This window comes from Flavobacterium sp. (assembly GCF_046155325.1).
In the GTDB taxonomy this organism is placed as follows: Bacteria; Bacteroidota; Bacteroidia; order Flavobacteriales; family Flavobacteriaceae; genus Flavobacterium.
Genome location: NZ_JBJXDQ010000093.1, coordinates 1 through 12,948, shown reverse-complemented (window position 1 = coordinate 12,948; position 12,948 = coordinate 1). Strand labels below are relative to the sequence as shown.

Genomic DNA, 12,948 nt, shown 5'->3' with positions numbered 1-12,948 from the left:
AATCGGTTTTTTTTATACTTCGTACCTCTAACTTCAAACCTACAAATGAATCACTTCGCCGTAAGCATCAGCTACTGCTTCCATAACGGCTTCGCTCATTGTTGGGTGCGGGTGAATTGATTTCAGGATTTCATGTCCTGTAGTTTCTAGTTTTCGAGCTACAACTGCTTCGGCAATCATATCCGTTACACCAGCTCCAATCATGTGGCAGCCCAACCATTCGCCATATTTAGCATCAAAAATTACTTTTACAAAACCATCTGGAGTTCCTGCTGCTTTTGCTTTTCCTGAGGCCGAGAATGGGAATTTTCCAATTTTCAATTCATATCCTTTTTCTTTAGCTTGTTTTTCGGTTAGTCCAACAGAAGCGATTTCTGGAGTTGCATAGGTACATCCAGGAACGTTCCCGTAGTCGATTGGATCAACGTGAAGGCCAGCTATTTTTTCTACACAATTAATTCCTTCGGCAGAAGCAACATGTGCCAATGCTTGACCCGGAGTTACGTCGCCAATGGCATAATAGCCCAGAATATTTGTTTGGTTGTATGCGTTTACAAGTATTTTATCTCTATCTACAGCAATACCAACTTCTTCCAATCCAATGTTTTCTATGTTGGTTTTAATTCCAACGGCAGACAATAAAATTTCGGCTTCTAATACCTCTTCTCCTTTAGCAGTTTTTACAAATGCTTTTACTCCTTTTCCGGTAGTGTCGATTCTTTCTACTGAAGAATTAGTCATGATAGTAATTCCAGCCTTTTTTAAAGATTTTTCAAATTGCTTTGAAATGTCTTCATCTTCTACAGGAACAACATTTGGCATAAATTCTACTATGGTAACTTGAGTCCCCATTGCGTTATAAAAATGCGCAAATTCCACTCCAATGGCTCCAGAACCAACTATTATCATCGATTTAGGTTGTGTTGGCAATGTCATTGCTTGGCGATAACCAATTACTTTTATACCATCCTGAGGCAGGTTTGGTAATTCACGAGAACGAGCTCCAGTAGCAATGATAATATGGTCTGCAGAATATTCGGTTACTTTTCCGTCAGCCGCAGTAACATCTAGTTTTTTTCCTGGCTTCAATTTTCCAAAACCATCAATTACGTCAATCTTATTTTTTTTCATTAAAAATTGAACTCCTTTACTCATGCCATCAGCAACACTTCTACTTCTTTGAACCACTGCTGGAAAATCTTTATCAAAAGATGAAACTGTCAATCCGTAATCCGATGCATGTTTTAGGTAATCAAACACTTGCGCTGATTTAAGTAAAGCTTTAGTTGGAATACACCCCCAATTCAAACATACACCGCCAAGGTTTTCTTTTTCGATAACGGCTACTTTAAAGCCTAATTGTGAGGCTCTAATTGCAGTAACATATCCGCCTGGGCCACTTCCTAAAACTATAATATCGTATTTCATCTTATTTAATTTGTTTTTTTATTGATCGAAATTTTGCAAAAAAAAACTCATTTTTAACAAAATTGTTCTAAAATCTTTGCAGTTTGCAAATTTAAGGATTTATTTTATGAAAGGAAAGTTTAGCATTTAAAAATTTGATTAATTAAAGCACGTGGCTTAATAATCAATTTAAATCTATAAGAATAAAAATTGGTATTTATTCATATTCGTTAGCAAACTGAGAGTCGTATAAATTTTTATAATAGCCACTTTCTTGACTTATTAATTCTATATGCGTTCCTTCTTCTACAATTATCCCTTTGTCCATGACAACAATTTTGTCGGCATTGACTATTGTTGCTAGTCGGTGAGCAATTATTATTGAGGTTCTGTTTTTAGTGATAGTTTTAGTTGCTTTTTGAATCAATTCTTCTGAATAGGTATCGATTGATGATGTTGCTTCGTCTAAAATTAGAATACTCGGATTGCTCATATAAGCTCTTAGAAAAGCAATTAATTGTCTTTGACCAGAGGATAGCATGACGCCACGTTCTTTAACGTCAAAATCATAATTATCGGGTAAACTCATAATGAATTTGTGTACTCCAATCTTTTTGGCTGCAGACAAAACCTGTTCGCGGCTAATGTCAGGGTCGTTCAGCGTAATATTGTTAAAAATAGTATCGGCAAAAAGGAACACATCTTGTAAAACAACCGCTATTTGTTTGCGTAGCGAACTCAAAGTATAGTTTTCGATGTTGTGTCCATCGATACAAATCGCACCACTATTAGTTTCATAAAATCGGTTCATTAAATTGATAATTGTTGATTTTCCTGCCCCAGTTGCCCCAACAATGGCTATAGTCTTTCCGGCCAAAACTGATAAGTTAATTCCTTTAATCACTTCTTCATTAGTAATATAACTGAAACGAACATCTTTGAACTCAATATGGCCATTAAAAACTGGCGCTTCGATAATGCCAGTATCTTGAATATGATCTTGACTATCTAAAATATCAAAAACACGATTGGCAGCAATCATGCCTAGCTGCATTTCATTGAATTTATCAGCAATTTGTCTTAAAGGATTAAATAGCATTCCGATAAACATAGTGTAAGCAGTAAGCTGTCCTAGTGTAGTAAACGGGTTGTTGTTAATAATCTGAAAACCACCATATAAAACTATAAAACCTAAAGTTAAAGATGATATAATATCAGCAATTGGAAAAAAGATTGAATTGTATAAAATGGTTTTTATCCAAGCCTTTTTATGCTTTTCATTAATCGTCTTGAAATTATTGTATTCAACATTTTCGCGATTAAATAACTGAACAATTTTCATTCCCGTGACACGCTCTTGAACAAAAGTATTCATATTGGCAATTTGAGATCTTACTTCTTCAAAAGCTTTTTGCATTTTTCGTTGGAATACTCTAGTTATGAAAACTAAAATTGGCATTGCGACCAGCACTATAAGTGAAAGTTGCCAATTCATAAAAAACATAATGATTAGGCAAACCCCCATTTTCATAACATCACTTGCAATCATGAATAAACCTTGACTGAAAATACGAGCAATTTGTTCAATATCTGAAACAGAGCGAGTGACTAATTGTCCTACTGGGGTAATATCAAAATACTTCATTCTGAAGCTTAACATATGACTAAAGAGTTTTGTTCGAATATCTTTGATAATATCTTGTCCAAGCCAATTAGCCCAAAAGACAAAGAAAAATTGAGAAATAACCTCAAGAAGTAATATAACACCCATTATAGTCACATAAAAAAGCAACCCATAATTATCTTTAGGTTTAATATAGGTATCAACAGTATCTTGCAAGATTATCGGGCGTATTGCGGCAAAAACAGATAAGAAAACGGCAAAGAGAATTACCAAATTGAATCTTGCTTTATAGGGTTTGGAGTATTTTAAAACTCTTTTGAATGCTATTAAATCGAATGCTTTTGCTTTCATTGTTATTGCGAGGTGCGAAGTAATCTTACTATTAAAATTGCAAAGTTTAAAAAAATATTGATTTGTCTATTTACTATCGGTCTATATAATTATACTCAATTTTTGTCAAATATAATCCATGTGCTGGAACTGAGAATCCCGCTTTATTTCGGCTTTTGCTTAATATCACTTCTTCAAATTTAGCTATGGTTATCTTTTTTGTACCAACGCTTATTAAAGTACCAACAATGGCACGTACCATATTTCTTAAAAAACGATTGGCAGATATGGTAAATATTAAGTTTTCATTTTCTTTTTTGTTTGGGTCATTTTCGGTTGTGCCTCGAGTCCAAAAGGCCTCAAAAATGGTACAGTCAAAAGTATTGACATCGGTATTGACTTTTGAAAAACATTCATAATCAGTATACTTTAGTAATATTTTTGACGCTTCGTTCATTAAATCTATATTTAATTCCTGATGAAAATACCAACTCCCATCTTGCGAAAAAACATCTTTAAAAGAATTTATATGATATTCGTAGGTTCTTTTTGTTGCATCAAATCGAGCATGTGCATCATGATGTACAGGAATTATGTCATAAACTACAATGTCTTTAGGTAAAAAAGAATTGAGTTTGTGTACCAAACTATCAATAGAAATTGGTAATTCAAAATCAAAATGAGCAAACATTTCCTTGGCGTGAACACCAGTATCGGTTCTACCAGCTCCCATTAGATCGATTTTTGAATTTAGCACCACCGAAAACGCCTTGTTTAAAGTTTCTTGTACAGACGAAGCATTAGGTTGGCATTGCCATCCATGATAATGGGTTCCGTTATAAGCTAATTTTATAAAATACCTCAATTTAGATTTTAGATTTGCTTCGCCCGTTCGCTATCGCTCGGGTCAGATTTTAGATTTCAGATTATTCTGAAAAGAATCAGATTGTAAATTTTTTGAATACAAATCTACAAAGATTGTCAATCTTATGGGCTATGTTTTTTTTAAATCTGAAATGCTTCGCCAATTCGAGTAAAGCTCTCGGGTCAAAAATTGTTTATCTTCTCTCAATGCTTTGGGATTTAATAATAACTTTGTGGCTTATTGTCTTTGTGATAAATTTATCTATGAAAAAAATACTACTACTTTCAGATACTCATGGTCATATTGACGAAACTATTTTGAAATATGTTGCACAAGCTGACCAAGTATGGCATGCTGGCGATATTGGTGATTTAATAGTGACTGATACTATCAAGAAAGCGAAACCTTTATTTTGTGTATATGGCAATATTGATGATCATAAAGCGCGTTTGGAGTTTCCTTTACATAATCGATTTATGTGTGAAAATGTATCAATCTGGATTACCCATATAGGTGGTTATCCTGGAAAATATAATCCAGTTATCAAAGCAGAAATAATAGCAAATCCACCAAATTTATTCATTTGCGGACATTCGCATATTCTGAAAGTAATGTTTGATAAGAAAAACAATTTCTTGCACATGAACCCAGGTGCGGCAGGAAAAAGTGGCTTTCATCAAATGAGAACCATGTTGCGATTTGTAATTGATGATGATAAAATAAAGGATTTAGAAATTATTGAAATAGGGAAGAAGTAGTTTTTAGATTTCAGGTTTCAGGTATTTTTTTACGACTTTTTTTTCAGTTTCTGCTACATCTCCTTTGGAGAGGGTCGGGGTGAGGAACAAAAAAACCCGAACTGTTACATTCGGGTTTCCTTCGCACTAATAAACTAAGATTATAGGATTATCTCAATCTATCCACAGATTTTACAAGATCTTCATCCTTTTTGATGGCCTTGTTAGCTAAGACTAACAATACGATAGCAACAATAGGTAGAAACATCCCAATACCTTTCTCAGAAACAGCTAGTGCTTCTCCAGATACATTTAGTGAACGATATACAAACAAGCCTAATAAAATTAAATTTAAAATTATATTCAATCTGCCAATAACAAATTGATTTTGTCTTTTGTTATAAGAAATAATACTCAATAATGATAGTGTTGTGCTTAATCCTAATACAATAACATAGATTTGATTTTGCATAAAAAAGAAATCTTTATGATTTGACAAAGTCCATAACGGAATAAAAAACGGCAAGAAACCTGTTGCTACAAAAGCTAAAAGTAAATATATGGTTTGAATTCTTTGAATCATTTTTCTAATTTTCTTTCACAAAAATATATTTTCTTTTTTATAAATACTATTGTATGATAAAAATTAATTCGTATTATTGCAAAACAATTCCGTAAGTACTTCATCCTTCGGTCAATTCATAATAAAATAATTCACCACGAAATTTTCCAGCATTCCCAATTTAATTAAAATCAAAAAACATTTATGTTTGACATTTCTGTATTAAAAGAAATGAAGCTTTCTGAGCTTCAAGAAATCGCTAAAGCAGCAAAAACAATAAAATTTACCGGATTAAAAAAAGAGACATTAATTAGCCAAATTTTAGAACTTCAGTCTACAAATACTGATTCTAAAGCAGTGAACACTATGGCTGAAAATGAAAAACCTAAAAGAGCTAGAATTTTAGGAACTAAAAAAACTACCGATCAAAATACTTCCAACACTATTCTTTTTGAAGAGGAATCCGTTAGTATAGATAAAATTCAAGAATCTGAAACAGAAAATTCAGAAGCACAAATCTCTGAAGATATACCTGTAAAGAAGGAAGCTAAGATTATAAAATTCAATAAATCTGCTTACGAAAAGAAAATGGCTTTGCAAAAACAAAAAGAAGAAGCAAAGCTAGGATCTGAAAACAATGACACTATTGCTGAGGTGGAAATAGCTGCTGCAAATATCGAAACTCATGAAAGCGAAGAAAATTCAGAGACTAAAATTTCTACCAAAAAAATAAATTCCAACCAACTTCATAAGCAAAACGGAAACCAAAATAGCAATAACAACCAAAATGCTAACACTAATGCAAATCCTAATTTCAAGAATAAGAAAAACAATTTTAGAGATTCAGATTTCGAGTTTGATGGAATCATCGAGAGTGAAGGTGTTCTTGAAATGATGCCTGATGGCTATGGTTTTCTTCGTTCATCAGATTATAATTATTTAGCCTCTCCAGATGATATTTATTTATCGACTTCACAAATTAGATTATTTGGACTTAAAACAGGAGATACTGTAAAGGGTGTAGTTCGTCCTCCAAAAGAAGGGGAAAAATTCTTTCCTTTGGTTCGTGTTTTAAAAATCAACGGACACGATCCACAAGTGGTTCGTGATCGTGTCTCATTCGAGCATTTGACACCCGTTTTTCCATCCGAAAAATTTAAATTAGCCGAAAGACAAAGTACTATTTCAACCCGAATTATCGATTTGTTTTCACCAATTGGTAAAGGACAAAGAGGGATGATTGTGGCACAGCCAAAAACGGGTAAGACCATGTTGTTAAAAGATATTGCCAATGCTATTGCGGCTAATCATCCAGAAGTGTATCTTATAGTGCTTTTAATTGATGAGCGCCCTGAAGAGGTTACCGATATGATTCGAAGTGTTCGTGGCGAAGTTATTGCCTCGACTTTTGATAGAGAACCACAAGAACATGTTAAAATTGCTAATATAGTTCTCGAAAAAGCGAAACGTTTGGTTGAATGTGGGCATGATGTTGTAATATTATTAGATTCTATTACACGTTTAGCAAGAGCTTATAATACCGTTCAGCCTGCATCAGGAAAAGTTTTAAGTGGGGGTGTTGATGCTAATGCATTACAAAAACCAAAACGTTTCTTCGGAGCGGCTCGTAATGTTGAAAATGGTGGCTCGTTAAGTATTATCGCTACGGCATTGACAGAAACGGGTTCGAAAATGGATGAGGTTATTTTTGAAGAATTCAAAGGAACAGGTAATATGGAATTACAATTGGATCGAAAAATTGCCAACAAACGTATTTTCCCTGCTATTGATTTAACATCTTCTAGCACCAGACGTGATGATTTATTGTTAAATGAGAAAACACTGCAAAGAATGTGGATTATGCGAAAATACCTTTCGGATATGAACCCTGTAGAAGCTATGGATTTTATCAATGATCGTTTCAAGAAAACCAAAAATAATGAGGAGTTCTTGATTTCGATGAATGATTAAAAATAGAATTAAGTATCTAGAATTAAGTATCAAGACAAACGGATATAAAAAAATCCTCGAATTTTCGAGGATTTTTTGTGAATTGTAAACTCTATATTCTATTTTCTTTACTCTTTTTTCTGCTCTTCACTTTCTTTTCTTTCCAACAACGCCATATAAAATCCGTCAAAACCAGACTCATGTGCCAGTATTTTTTGGTCTTTTATAAAGTTGAATTGTTTTCCAATGTCAGTAGTTAAGAATTTTTTGACTTGTTCTTGGTTTTCAGAAGGTAAAATAGAACAGGTTGCATATACTAATTTTCCACCTGGTTTTACAATTTTAGAATAACTCTCTAAAACTTCGGCTTGTACTTTACGAATGTTGTTGATGAATTCGGGTTGTAATTTCCATTTAGCATCTGGGTTTCTTTTAAGAACACCTAACCCGCTACATGGAGCATCAATCAATACTCTATCTGCTTTTTCGTGAAGTTTTTTGATTACTTTGGTCGAATCAATTATTCGGTATTCAATATTGAAAGCACCATCTCTTTTAGCTCTTAATTTTAATTGCTTTAATTTACTTTCATACAAATCCATGGCAATTAGCTGTCCTTTGTTTTCCATCAAAGCGGCTATGTGCAATGTTTTGCCACCCGCACCCGCACAAGTATCCACGACTCTCATACCGGGTTTTACATCAAGAAAAGCAGCAACCAATTGTGAATTGGCATCCTGTACTTCAAAAAAACCTTGTTTAAAAGCATCGGTTAAGAAAACATTAGCTCTTTCTTTTAAAACTAAGGCATCAGGTTGATCTTTAAGATATTCTGTTTCGATGTCTAAATCCATCAAAATAGCTCTTAATTGCTCTTTGGTTGTTTTTAATGTATTGGTTCTCAAAATTACTTTGGCAGGTTGGTTTTGAGCAGCAATTTCAGTTGCCCAAACTTTTTCGCCTAGTTCTTTAACCCCTATTTCATCCATCCAATCTGGAATAGATTCTTTTAAAGTTCTTATTTTTGAAAGTTCGTCAAAGCGTCCTTTGATTTTTCGTTCGGGTGTGCCTTCTAGCTGTCTCCAATCTGGTATAGGATAGCCTCTTAAAACTGCCCAAACCGAAAATACTCTCCAAAGATTATCCCTGTCAAAAGGTTCTTTGACTTCTGCAATTTCTGAATAAAGTCTTTTCCAACGTACAATTTCATATATGGTTTCGGCAACAAATTTTCTATCAGAACTTCCCCAACGCTTATCTTTTTTTAAAGATCTTGCCACAACTTTGTCGGCATATTCACCTTCATTGAAAATAGCATTTAAAGCATCTATGGTAGTGTAAACTAAATTTCGGTGTAATCTCATTTTAAATTATTGAGGTGCAAATGTACTGCTAAATAACTAATCTTAAATATTTAATATCTTGAGCGGTTGTTAAACAAAGAAACACCGTTAATTCAACAGTGTTTCTTTGTGAAATATTCGGACTTTATTTAACTCTAGTAAGACTTATATTTTCAGGTGCATGGAGGACCATTGGGAATTTTTCGATTTTAACTGAACTACTATCCAACCCAAATCCTCTTTCTTCTGATAAACTTAATTTTTTAATTAAGAAATAAGAATTCATAATTATTTTTTCATGCCATAGGATATCACTGTCATTTGATAAGAATTTTTCAGATAAAACAAATTTAAAATCACCTATGATATTATTTTTATTTAGAGATTCATAACGGCTAGTGATGTCAACTTCTCCTTTTTGAACCATATCTTTTATAACTTCTTTAAACATTAAGTTTATTTTTGTTGGTTCTCTAAATCCTAAATTAAAATCTACACGGTATAAATCATCTTTAGTTATTTCGGTAACTCGGTATTCGGTTTTGTAAGGTTCGTTAAGGATGTTTACATGTACAAACCAGTAAATATCAGCTCTTTTTGGTCTTTTTTGTAAAATAGAATACATTACTTTATCCTCAATTTCATCGGCTCTTCCGGCATTTGTCATATATACTAAATGGGTGGCATATTTAGGAATTGATAAATCATTACTTAGTTCAACGAGTACTTTTTTATAATCTTCAATTTTTACAAATTTGGTGTAGCTCTTATTTATTTTTTTGGCTGAATGCCAAATACTCATCACGGTAATAAGCGCTGATGCTATAATAAGTGTTACGTAACCACCCTCAGTAAATTTGGTCACGTTGGCAATTAAAAAACCAATTTCTATAGTTAGGTAAATAGTTATTATTGGCACCATAAAATACAATTTTACTCTTTTTAAAATCATATAAAAATTAAGTAAAATGGTAGTCATGATCATGCATAAAATAATTGCTAAACCATAAGCATGTTCCATGTTACTTGATTTTTCAAAGTGTAACACTACGCCAACACAACCAACAAATAACAACCAATTTATAGATGGAATATAGAGTTGACCTTTTAATTCAGAAGGGTATTTGATTTTTACTTTAGGCCAAAAATTCAATTTCATTGCTTCATTTATTAATGTAAATGAACCACTAATCAATGCTTGCGATGCAATCACTGCAGCTAATGTTGCAATTACAATTCCAATAGGTTGAAACCAATCGGCCATGATTAAATAAAATGGATTAGCATTATCACCTCCAATTTGTTTTAAAGTTTTACCTTGATGATGAATTAAATATGCAGCCTGTCCAAAGTAGTTTAAAAGCAGCATTATTTTAACAAAAATCCAACTAATTCTAATATTCTTTCGTCCGCAATGTCCCATGTCCGAGTATAAAGCTTCGGCACCAGTGGTACAAAGAAAAACAAAACCTAAAACATAAAATCCTTCAGGATGTATTGAAAGTAAATTATATGCATAGTAAGGATTAAAAGCTTTTAAAACTTCAGGATGCTGCGATATTTGCAATATGCCTAAAGTGCCTAACATTACAAACCAAATTAGCATCATGGGAGCAAAAAACCGACCTACTAATTTAGATCCAAATTGTTGAATAGTAAATAATATAAATAAAATTCCAATAACGATAGGTATGGTATCAATTTCTGGATAAAACGATTGAATACCTTCTACGGCAGAGGAAACAGAGATAGGTGGGGTGATGATTCCATCAGCTAATAAAGCACTACCTCCAATAATAGCAGGAACAATAAGCCATTGAATTTTTGTTTTTTTGACTAAGGCGTATAAAGCAAAAATACCACCCTCGCCATGGTTATCGGCACTAAGGGTGATGAGTACATATTTTATAGTAGTTTGTAGCGTAAGTGTCCAAAAAACACAGGATATACCCCCTAAAACAATGTCGGTATTGATAACATATTGGCCAATAATGGCTTTCATCACATACAAAGGAGATGTTCCAATATCTCCATAAATAATTCCTAATGAAACTAATAATCCTCCTAGCGTTAACTTGCTGTGTAAATCTTTATGCGAAATGCTCATGAATATTTGATTAAAAAAAAACGTTGCAAATATATTCTATTTCCATCATAAATCATGGAATGTGCTTTTTATTTTTAATTACATTTAAATGATTTTGAGCAGGGTAGATGTTGATGAGTTATTTTATTATTTACTGTTGTTAAAAATAACCTTTATATGATTTTTAATACAAATAACTAGCCAAAACTAAGGAGGTTATTAAACAGTTTGACGTTTCGTGGCTTTAAGAAGTTGGATATTTCGGAGACGAGAACTGTCTGCCAGCACTGAACTTCATACGAAGCACAAAGCTTCATTTAACCAATGAACCGCCAATTTCTTGTAGGTGCTGTTATAAGATTTCGCGCCTATGATTGGTTTAAGTTACATAAATTATTATTGTTGTACATATATTGATTTAAATAGTGTCATCTGAATAATTAGCTCTAATTTACTTTAGAAATTGAAAAATGAAATTCAGCCCCTTGACCTTCTTCAGATTCTATGTGAATTTCGCCTCCGAGTTTTTCTATAATTTTCTTTACTGTCGCCAAACCAATTCCATTGCCTTTATTTCCGAATTGATCTTTAGTGGATGCAATCTGAAATAAATTAAAAATTGTAGTTTGATTCTTTTTAGCGATTCCAGGGCCATTGTCTTTTACTATAAATAAATAATGGCTTGAATTTTCGGAAACATTAAGTTCGATTTCAGCTATTTTTTTATTACTATATTTTAACGAATTTGAAAATAGATTGATTAGTATCTGATCAAGTAATATTGGATAGGTTTCAATACTTGTTAATTTGTTGTTTAAGGAAATTTTCAAATTATCGTTATTGCCAATTAATTTAGTAAGATCTCTTACCAGTTTGATTAAATCTACTTTAGACTTTGTTAATAAATTCAAATCGTCAATTTTTGTAAACTCTAATAAGCCATCAACTAGCAATTTTAAGCGCTGTCCAGACTTTTCAATTGAATCAATAAGTAGGTTTCCTTGGGTATCTATTTGTGAAGCATATATTTCAGAAAATAAATTAGCGGCACTCATTATGTTTGCTAATGGAGATTTTAAGTCATGCGCAGCAATTGATGCAAATCTTTCTAGTTCACGGTTTTTTTGTACCAATTGAATCCTTAATTCTTCCTGTTTACGCATGCTTTTCTTGTAATTCAGCAGGTTCATAATCTGCTTAGAAATTGTTTTAAGTGATCTAATTTGTTTATCACTTAATTTTCGTGGTGAATTATCAATTACACAGAGTGTTCCCAATGGAAGATTTTCATCGCTTTTTAATACAAATCCAGCATAGAATATTACATTTGGGTAGCTTGTAACCAATGGGTTATCAAAAAAACGTTTATCACTTCTTGCATCCTCAATAATAAATAATTCATTTGTTTCGTTAATAGTGTGTGCGCAAAATGCTAAATCACGATTAGTCTCATTTACATCTAGACCAACTTTAGATTTAAACCACTGTCGGTTTTCATCTATTATGCTAACAAGAGCAATTGGGGTTTCGCAAATTTCTGAGGCAAGTTGAGTTAGATTGTCTATTTCTTCCTCTGTTTCAGTATCTAATACTAAATATGATTTTAAGCTCGTTATGCGTTCTGACTCTTTTTTATGAATACTTGGTTTCTGCATATTTATTTACTTGGTTTGCGTTTCTTATAACGTCAGATTGTGAAAAAACGTGCACAATCATTGAAACAAATATATTGAAATATTTGTAATAAAAGCACATGTTTTTATATATTTAGTGATGCAACACATCCAAGGAATTTCGTGCAATCAAATGCAAATAGTTAGCTTAGAGTACAAGATTACATCCGGGAGCAGATAGCGCGGATTTGCAATCCGTGCCCACTCCAATTGGCGACTAAAACAAATCAAGTAAAACTATTGTTAAATCATTATCTAAACCGGCATAATTTCTAGCAGAGCTAAAATAATAATCTTCTGGCAATGCCACAATTTTATCTTTTACAGGATTGTTGTGAATATAAGCTACTTTTTGTTGTATAAACCAATTA

General features: G+C 32.7%; 9 protein-coding genes and 1 pseudogene. 2 read left to right on the top strand and 8 right to left on the bottom strand.

Translation table 11 applies throughout. The features are described from left to right. Nucleotides 1–39 precede the first annotated feature (39 nt). The 3 genes from lpdA to truA all read right to left on the bottom strand — a co-directional run bounded on the left by lpdA (nt 40) and on the right by truA (nt 4,226). A complete protein-coding gene (gene lpdA / locus ACKVOD_RS06345; protein ID WP_409208628.1) occupies nt 40–1,428 on the bottom strand; it encodes a dihydrolipoyl dehydrogenase in 1,389 nt (462 codons plus the stop codon). Nucleotides 1,429–1,624: 196 nt separating this feature from the next. Beyond that, nucleotides 1,625–3,382: an ABC transporter ATP-binding protein gene (locus tag ACKVOD_RS06340; protein ID WP_409208627.1), complete on the bottom strand. Its 1,758-nt coding sequence runs from the start codon at nt 3,380–3,382 to the stop codon at nt 1,625–1,627. Between the two features lie 73 nt (nt 3,383–3,455). After that, the gene (gene truA / locus ACKVOD_RS06335) at nt 3,456–4,226 is read right to left on the bottom strand and encodes a tRNA pseudouridine(38-40) synthase TruA (protein ID WP_409208626.1); all 771 of its coding nucleotides are present in this window, start codon (nt 4,224–4,226) and stop codon (nt 3,456–3,458) included. A 263-nt stretch (nt 4,227–4,489) separates the two neighbouring features. Here truA and ACKVOD_RS06330 point away from each other — a divergent pair, with 263 nt between their 5' ends. Further along, nucleotides 4,490–4,984, top strand: coding sequence for a metallophosphoesterase family protein (locus ACKVOD_RS06330; RefSeq protein ID WP_409208625.1), 495 nt, complete (start codon nt 4,490–4,492; stop codon nt 4,982–4,984). 148 nt (nt 4,985–5,132) lie between these two features. Here the strand turns inward: ACKVOD_RS06330 and ACKVOD_RS06325 are convergent, their stop codons facing one another. Then, complete coding sequence (locus tag ACKVOD_RS06325; protein WP_409208624.1) at nt 5,133–5,546, bottom strand: DUF4293 family protein; 414 nt, start codon at nt 5,544–5,546, stop codon at nt 5,133–5,135. A 183-nt stretch (nt 5,547–5,729) separates the two neighbouring features. Between ACKVOD_RS06325 and rho the strand changes: the two genes are divergently transcribed. After that, nucleotides 5,730–7,496: a transcription termination factor Rho gene (gene rho / locus ACKVOD_RS06320; RefSeq protein ID WP_409208623.1), complete on the top strand. Its 1,767-nt coding sequence runs from the start codon at nt 5,730–5,732 to the stop codon at nt 7,494–7,496. Between the two features lie 107 nt (nt 7,497–7,603). Here the strand turns inward: rho and ACKVOD_RS06315 are convergent, their stop codons facing one another. The 4 genes and pseudogenes from ACKVOD_RS06315 to ACKVOD_RS06300 all read right to left on the bottom strand — a co-directional run. After that, a complete protein-coding gene (locus ACKVOD_RS06315) occupies nt 7,604–8,839 on the bottom strand; it encodes an RsmB/NOP family class I SAM-dependent RNA methyltransferase (RefSeq protein WP_409208622.1) in 1,236 nt (411 codons plus the stop codon). Nucleotides 8,840–8,963: 124 nt separating this feature from the next. Beyond that, nucleotides 8,964–10,925, bottom strand: a complete 1,962-nt coding sequence (locus ACKVOD_RS06310) for a KUP/HAK/KT family potassium transporter (RefSeq protein WP_409208621.1) — start codon at nt 10,923–10,925, stop codon at nt 8,964–8,966. A 425-nt stretch (nt 10,926–11,350) separates the two neighbouring features. After that, on the bottom strand, nt 11,351–12,559 hold the full coding sequence (locus tag ACKVOD_RS06305; protein WP_409208620.1) for a sensor histidine kinase: 1,209 nt from the start codon (nt 12,557–12,559) through the stop codon (nt 11,351–11,353). 235 nt (nt 12,560–12,794) lie between these two features. After that, a pseudogene (locus ACKVOD_RS06300) lies at nt 12,795–12,948 on the bottom strand (transposase); the annotation flags it as partial.

Coding starts and splice junctions, on each gene's coding strand:
- lpdA (WP_409208628.1), bottom strand. CDS start 1,428: ATGAAATACGATATTATAGTTTTAGGAAGTGGCCCAGGCGGATATGTT.
- ACKVOD_RS06340 (WP_409208627.1), bottom strand. CDS start 3,382: ATGAAAGCAAAAGCATTCGATTTAATAGCATTCAAAAGAGTTTTAAAA.
- ACKVOD_RS06330 (WP_409208625.1), top strand. CDS start 4,490: ATGAAAAAAATACTACTACTTTCAGATACTCATGGTCATATTGACGAA.
- ACKVOD_RS06325 (WP_409208624.1), bottom strand. CDS start 5,546: ATGATTCAAAGAATTCAAACCATATATTTACTTTTAGCTTTTGTAGCA.
- rho (WP_409208623.1), top strand. CDS start 5,730: ATGTTTGACATTTCTGTATTAAAAGAAATGAAGCTTTCTGAGCTTCAA.
- ACKVOD_RS06315 (WP_409208622.1), bottom strand. CDS start 8,839: ATGAGATTACACCGAAATTTAGTTTACACTACCATAGATGCTTTAAAT.
- ACKVOD_RS06310 (WP_409208621.1), bottom strand. CDS start 10,925: ATGAGCATTTCGCATAAAGATTTACACAGCAAGTTAACGCTAGGAGGA.
- ACKVOD_RS06305 (WP_409208620.1), bottom strand. CDS start 12,559: ATGCAGAAACCAAGTATTCATAAAAAAGAGTCAGAACGCATAACGAGC.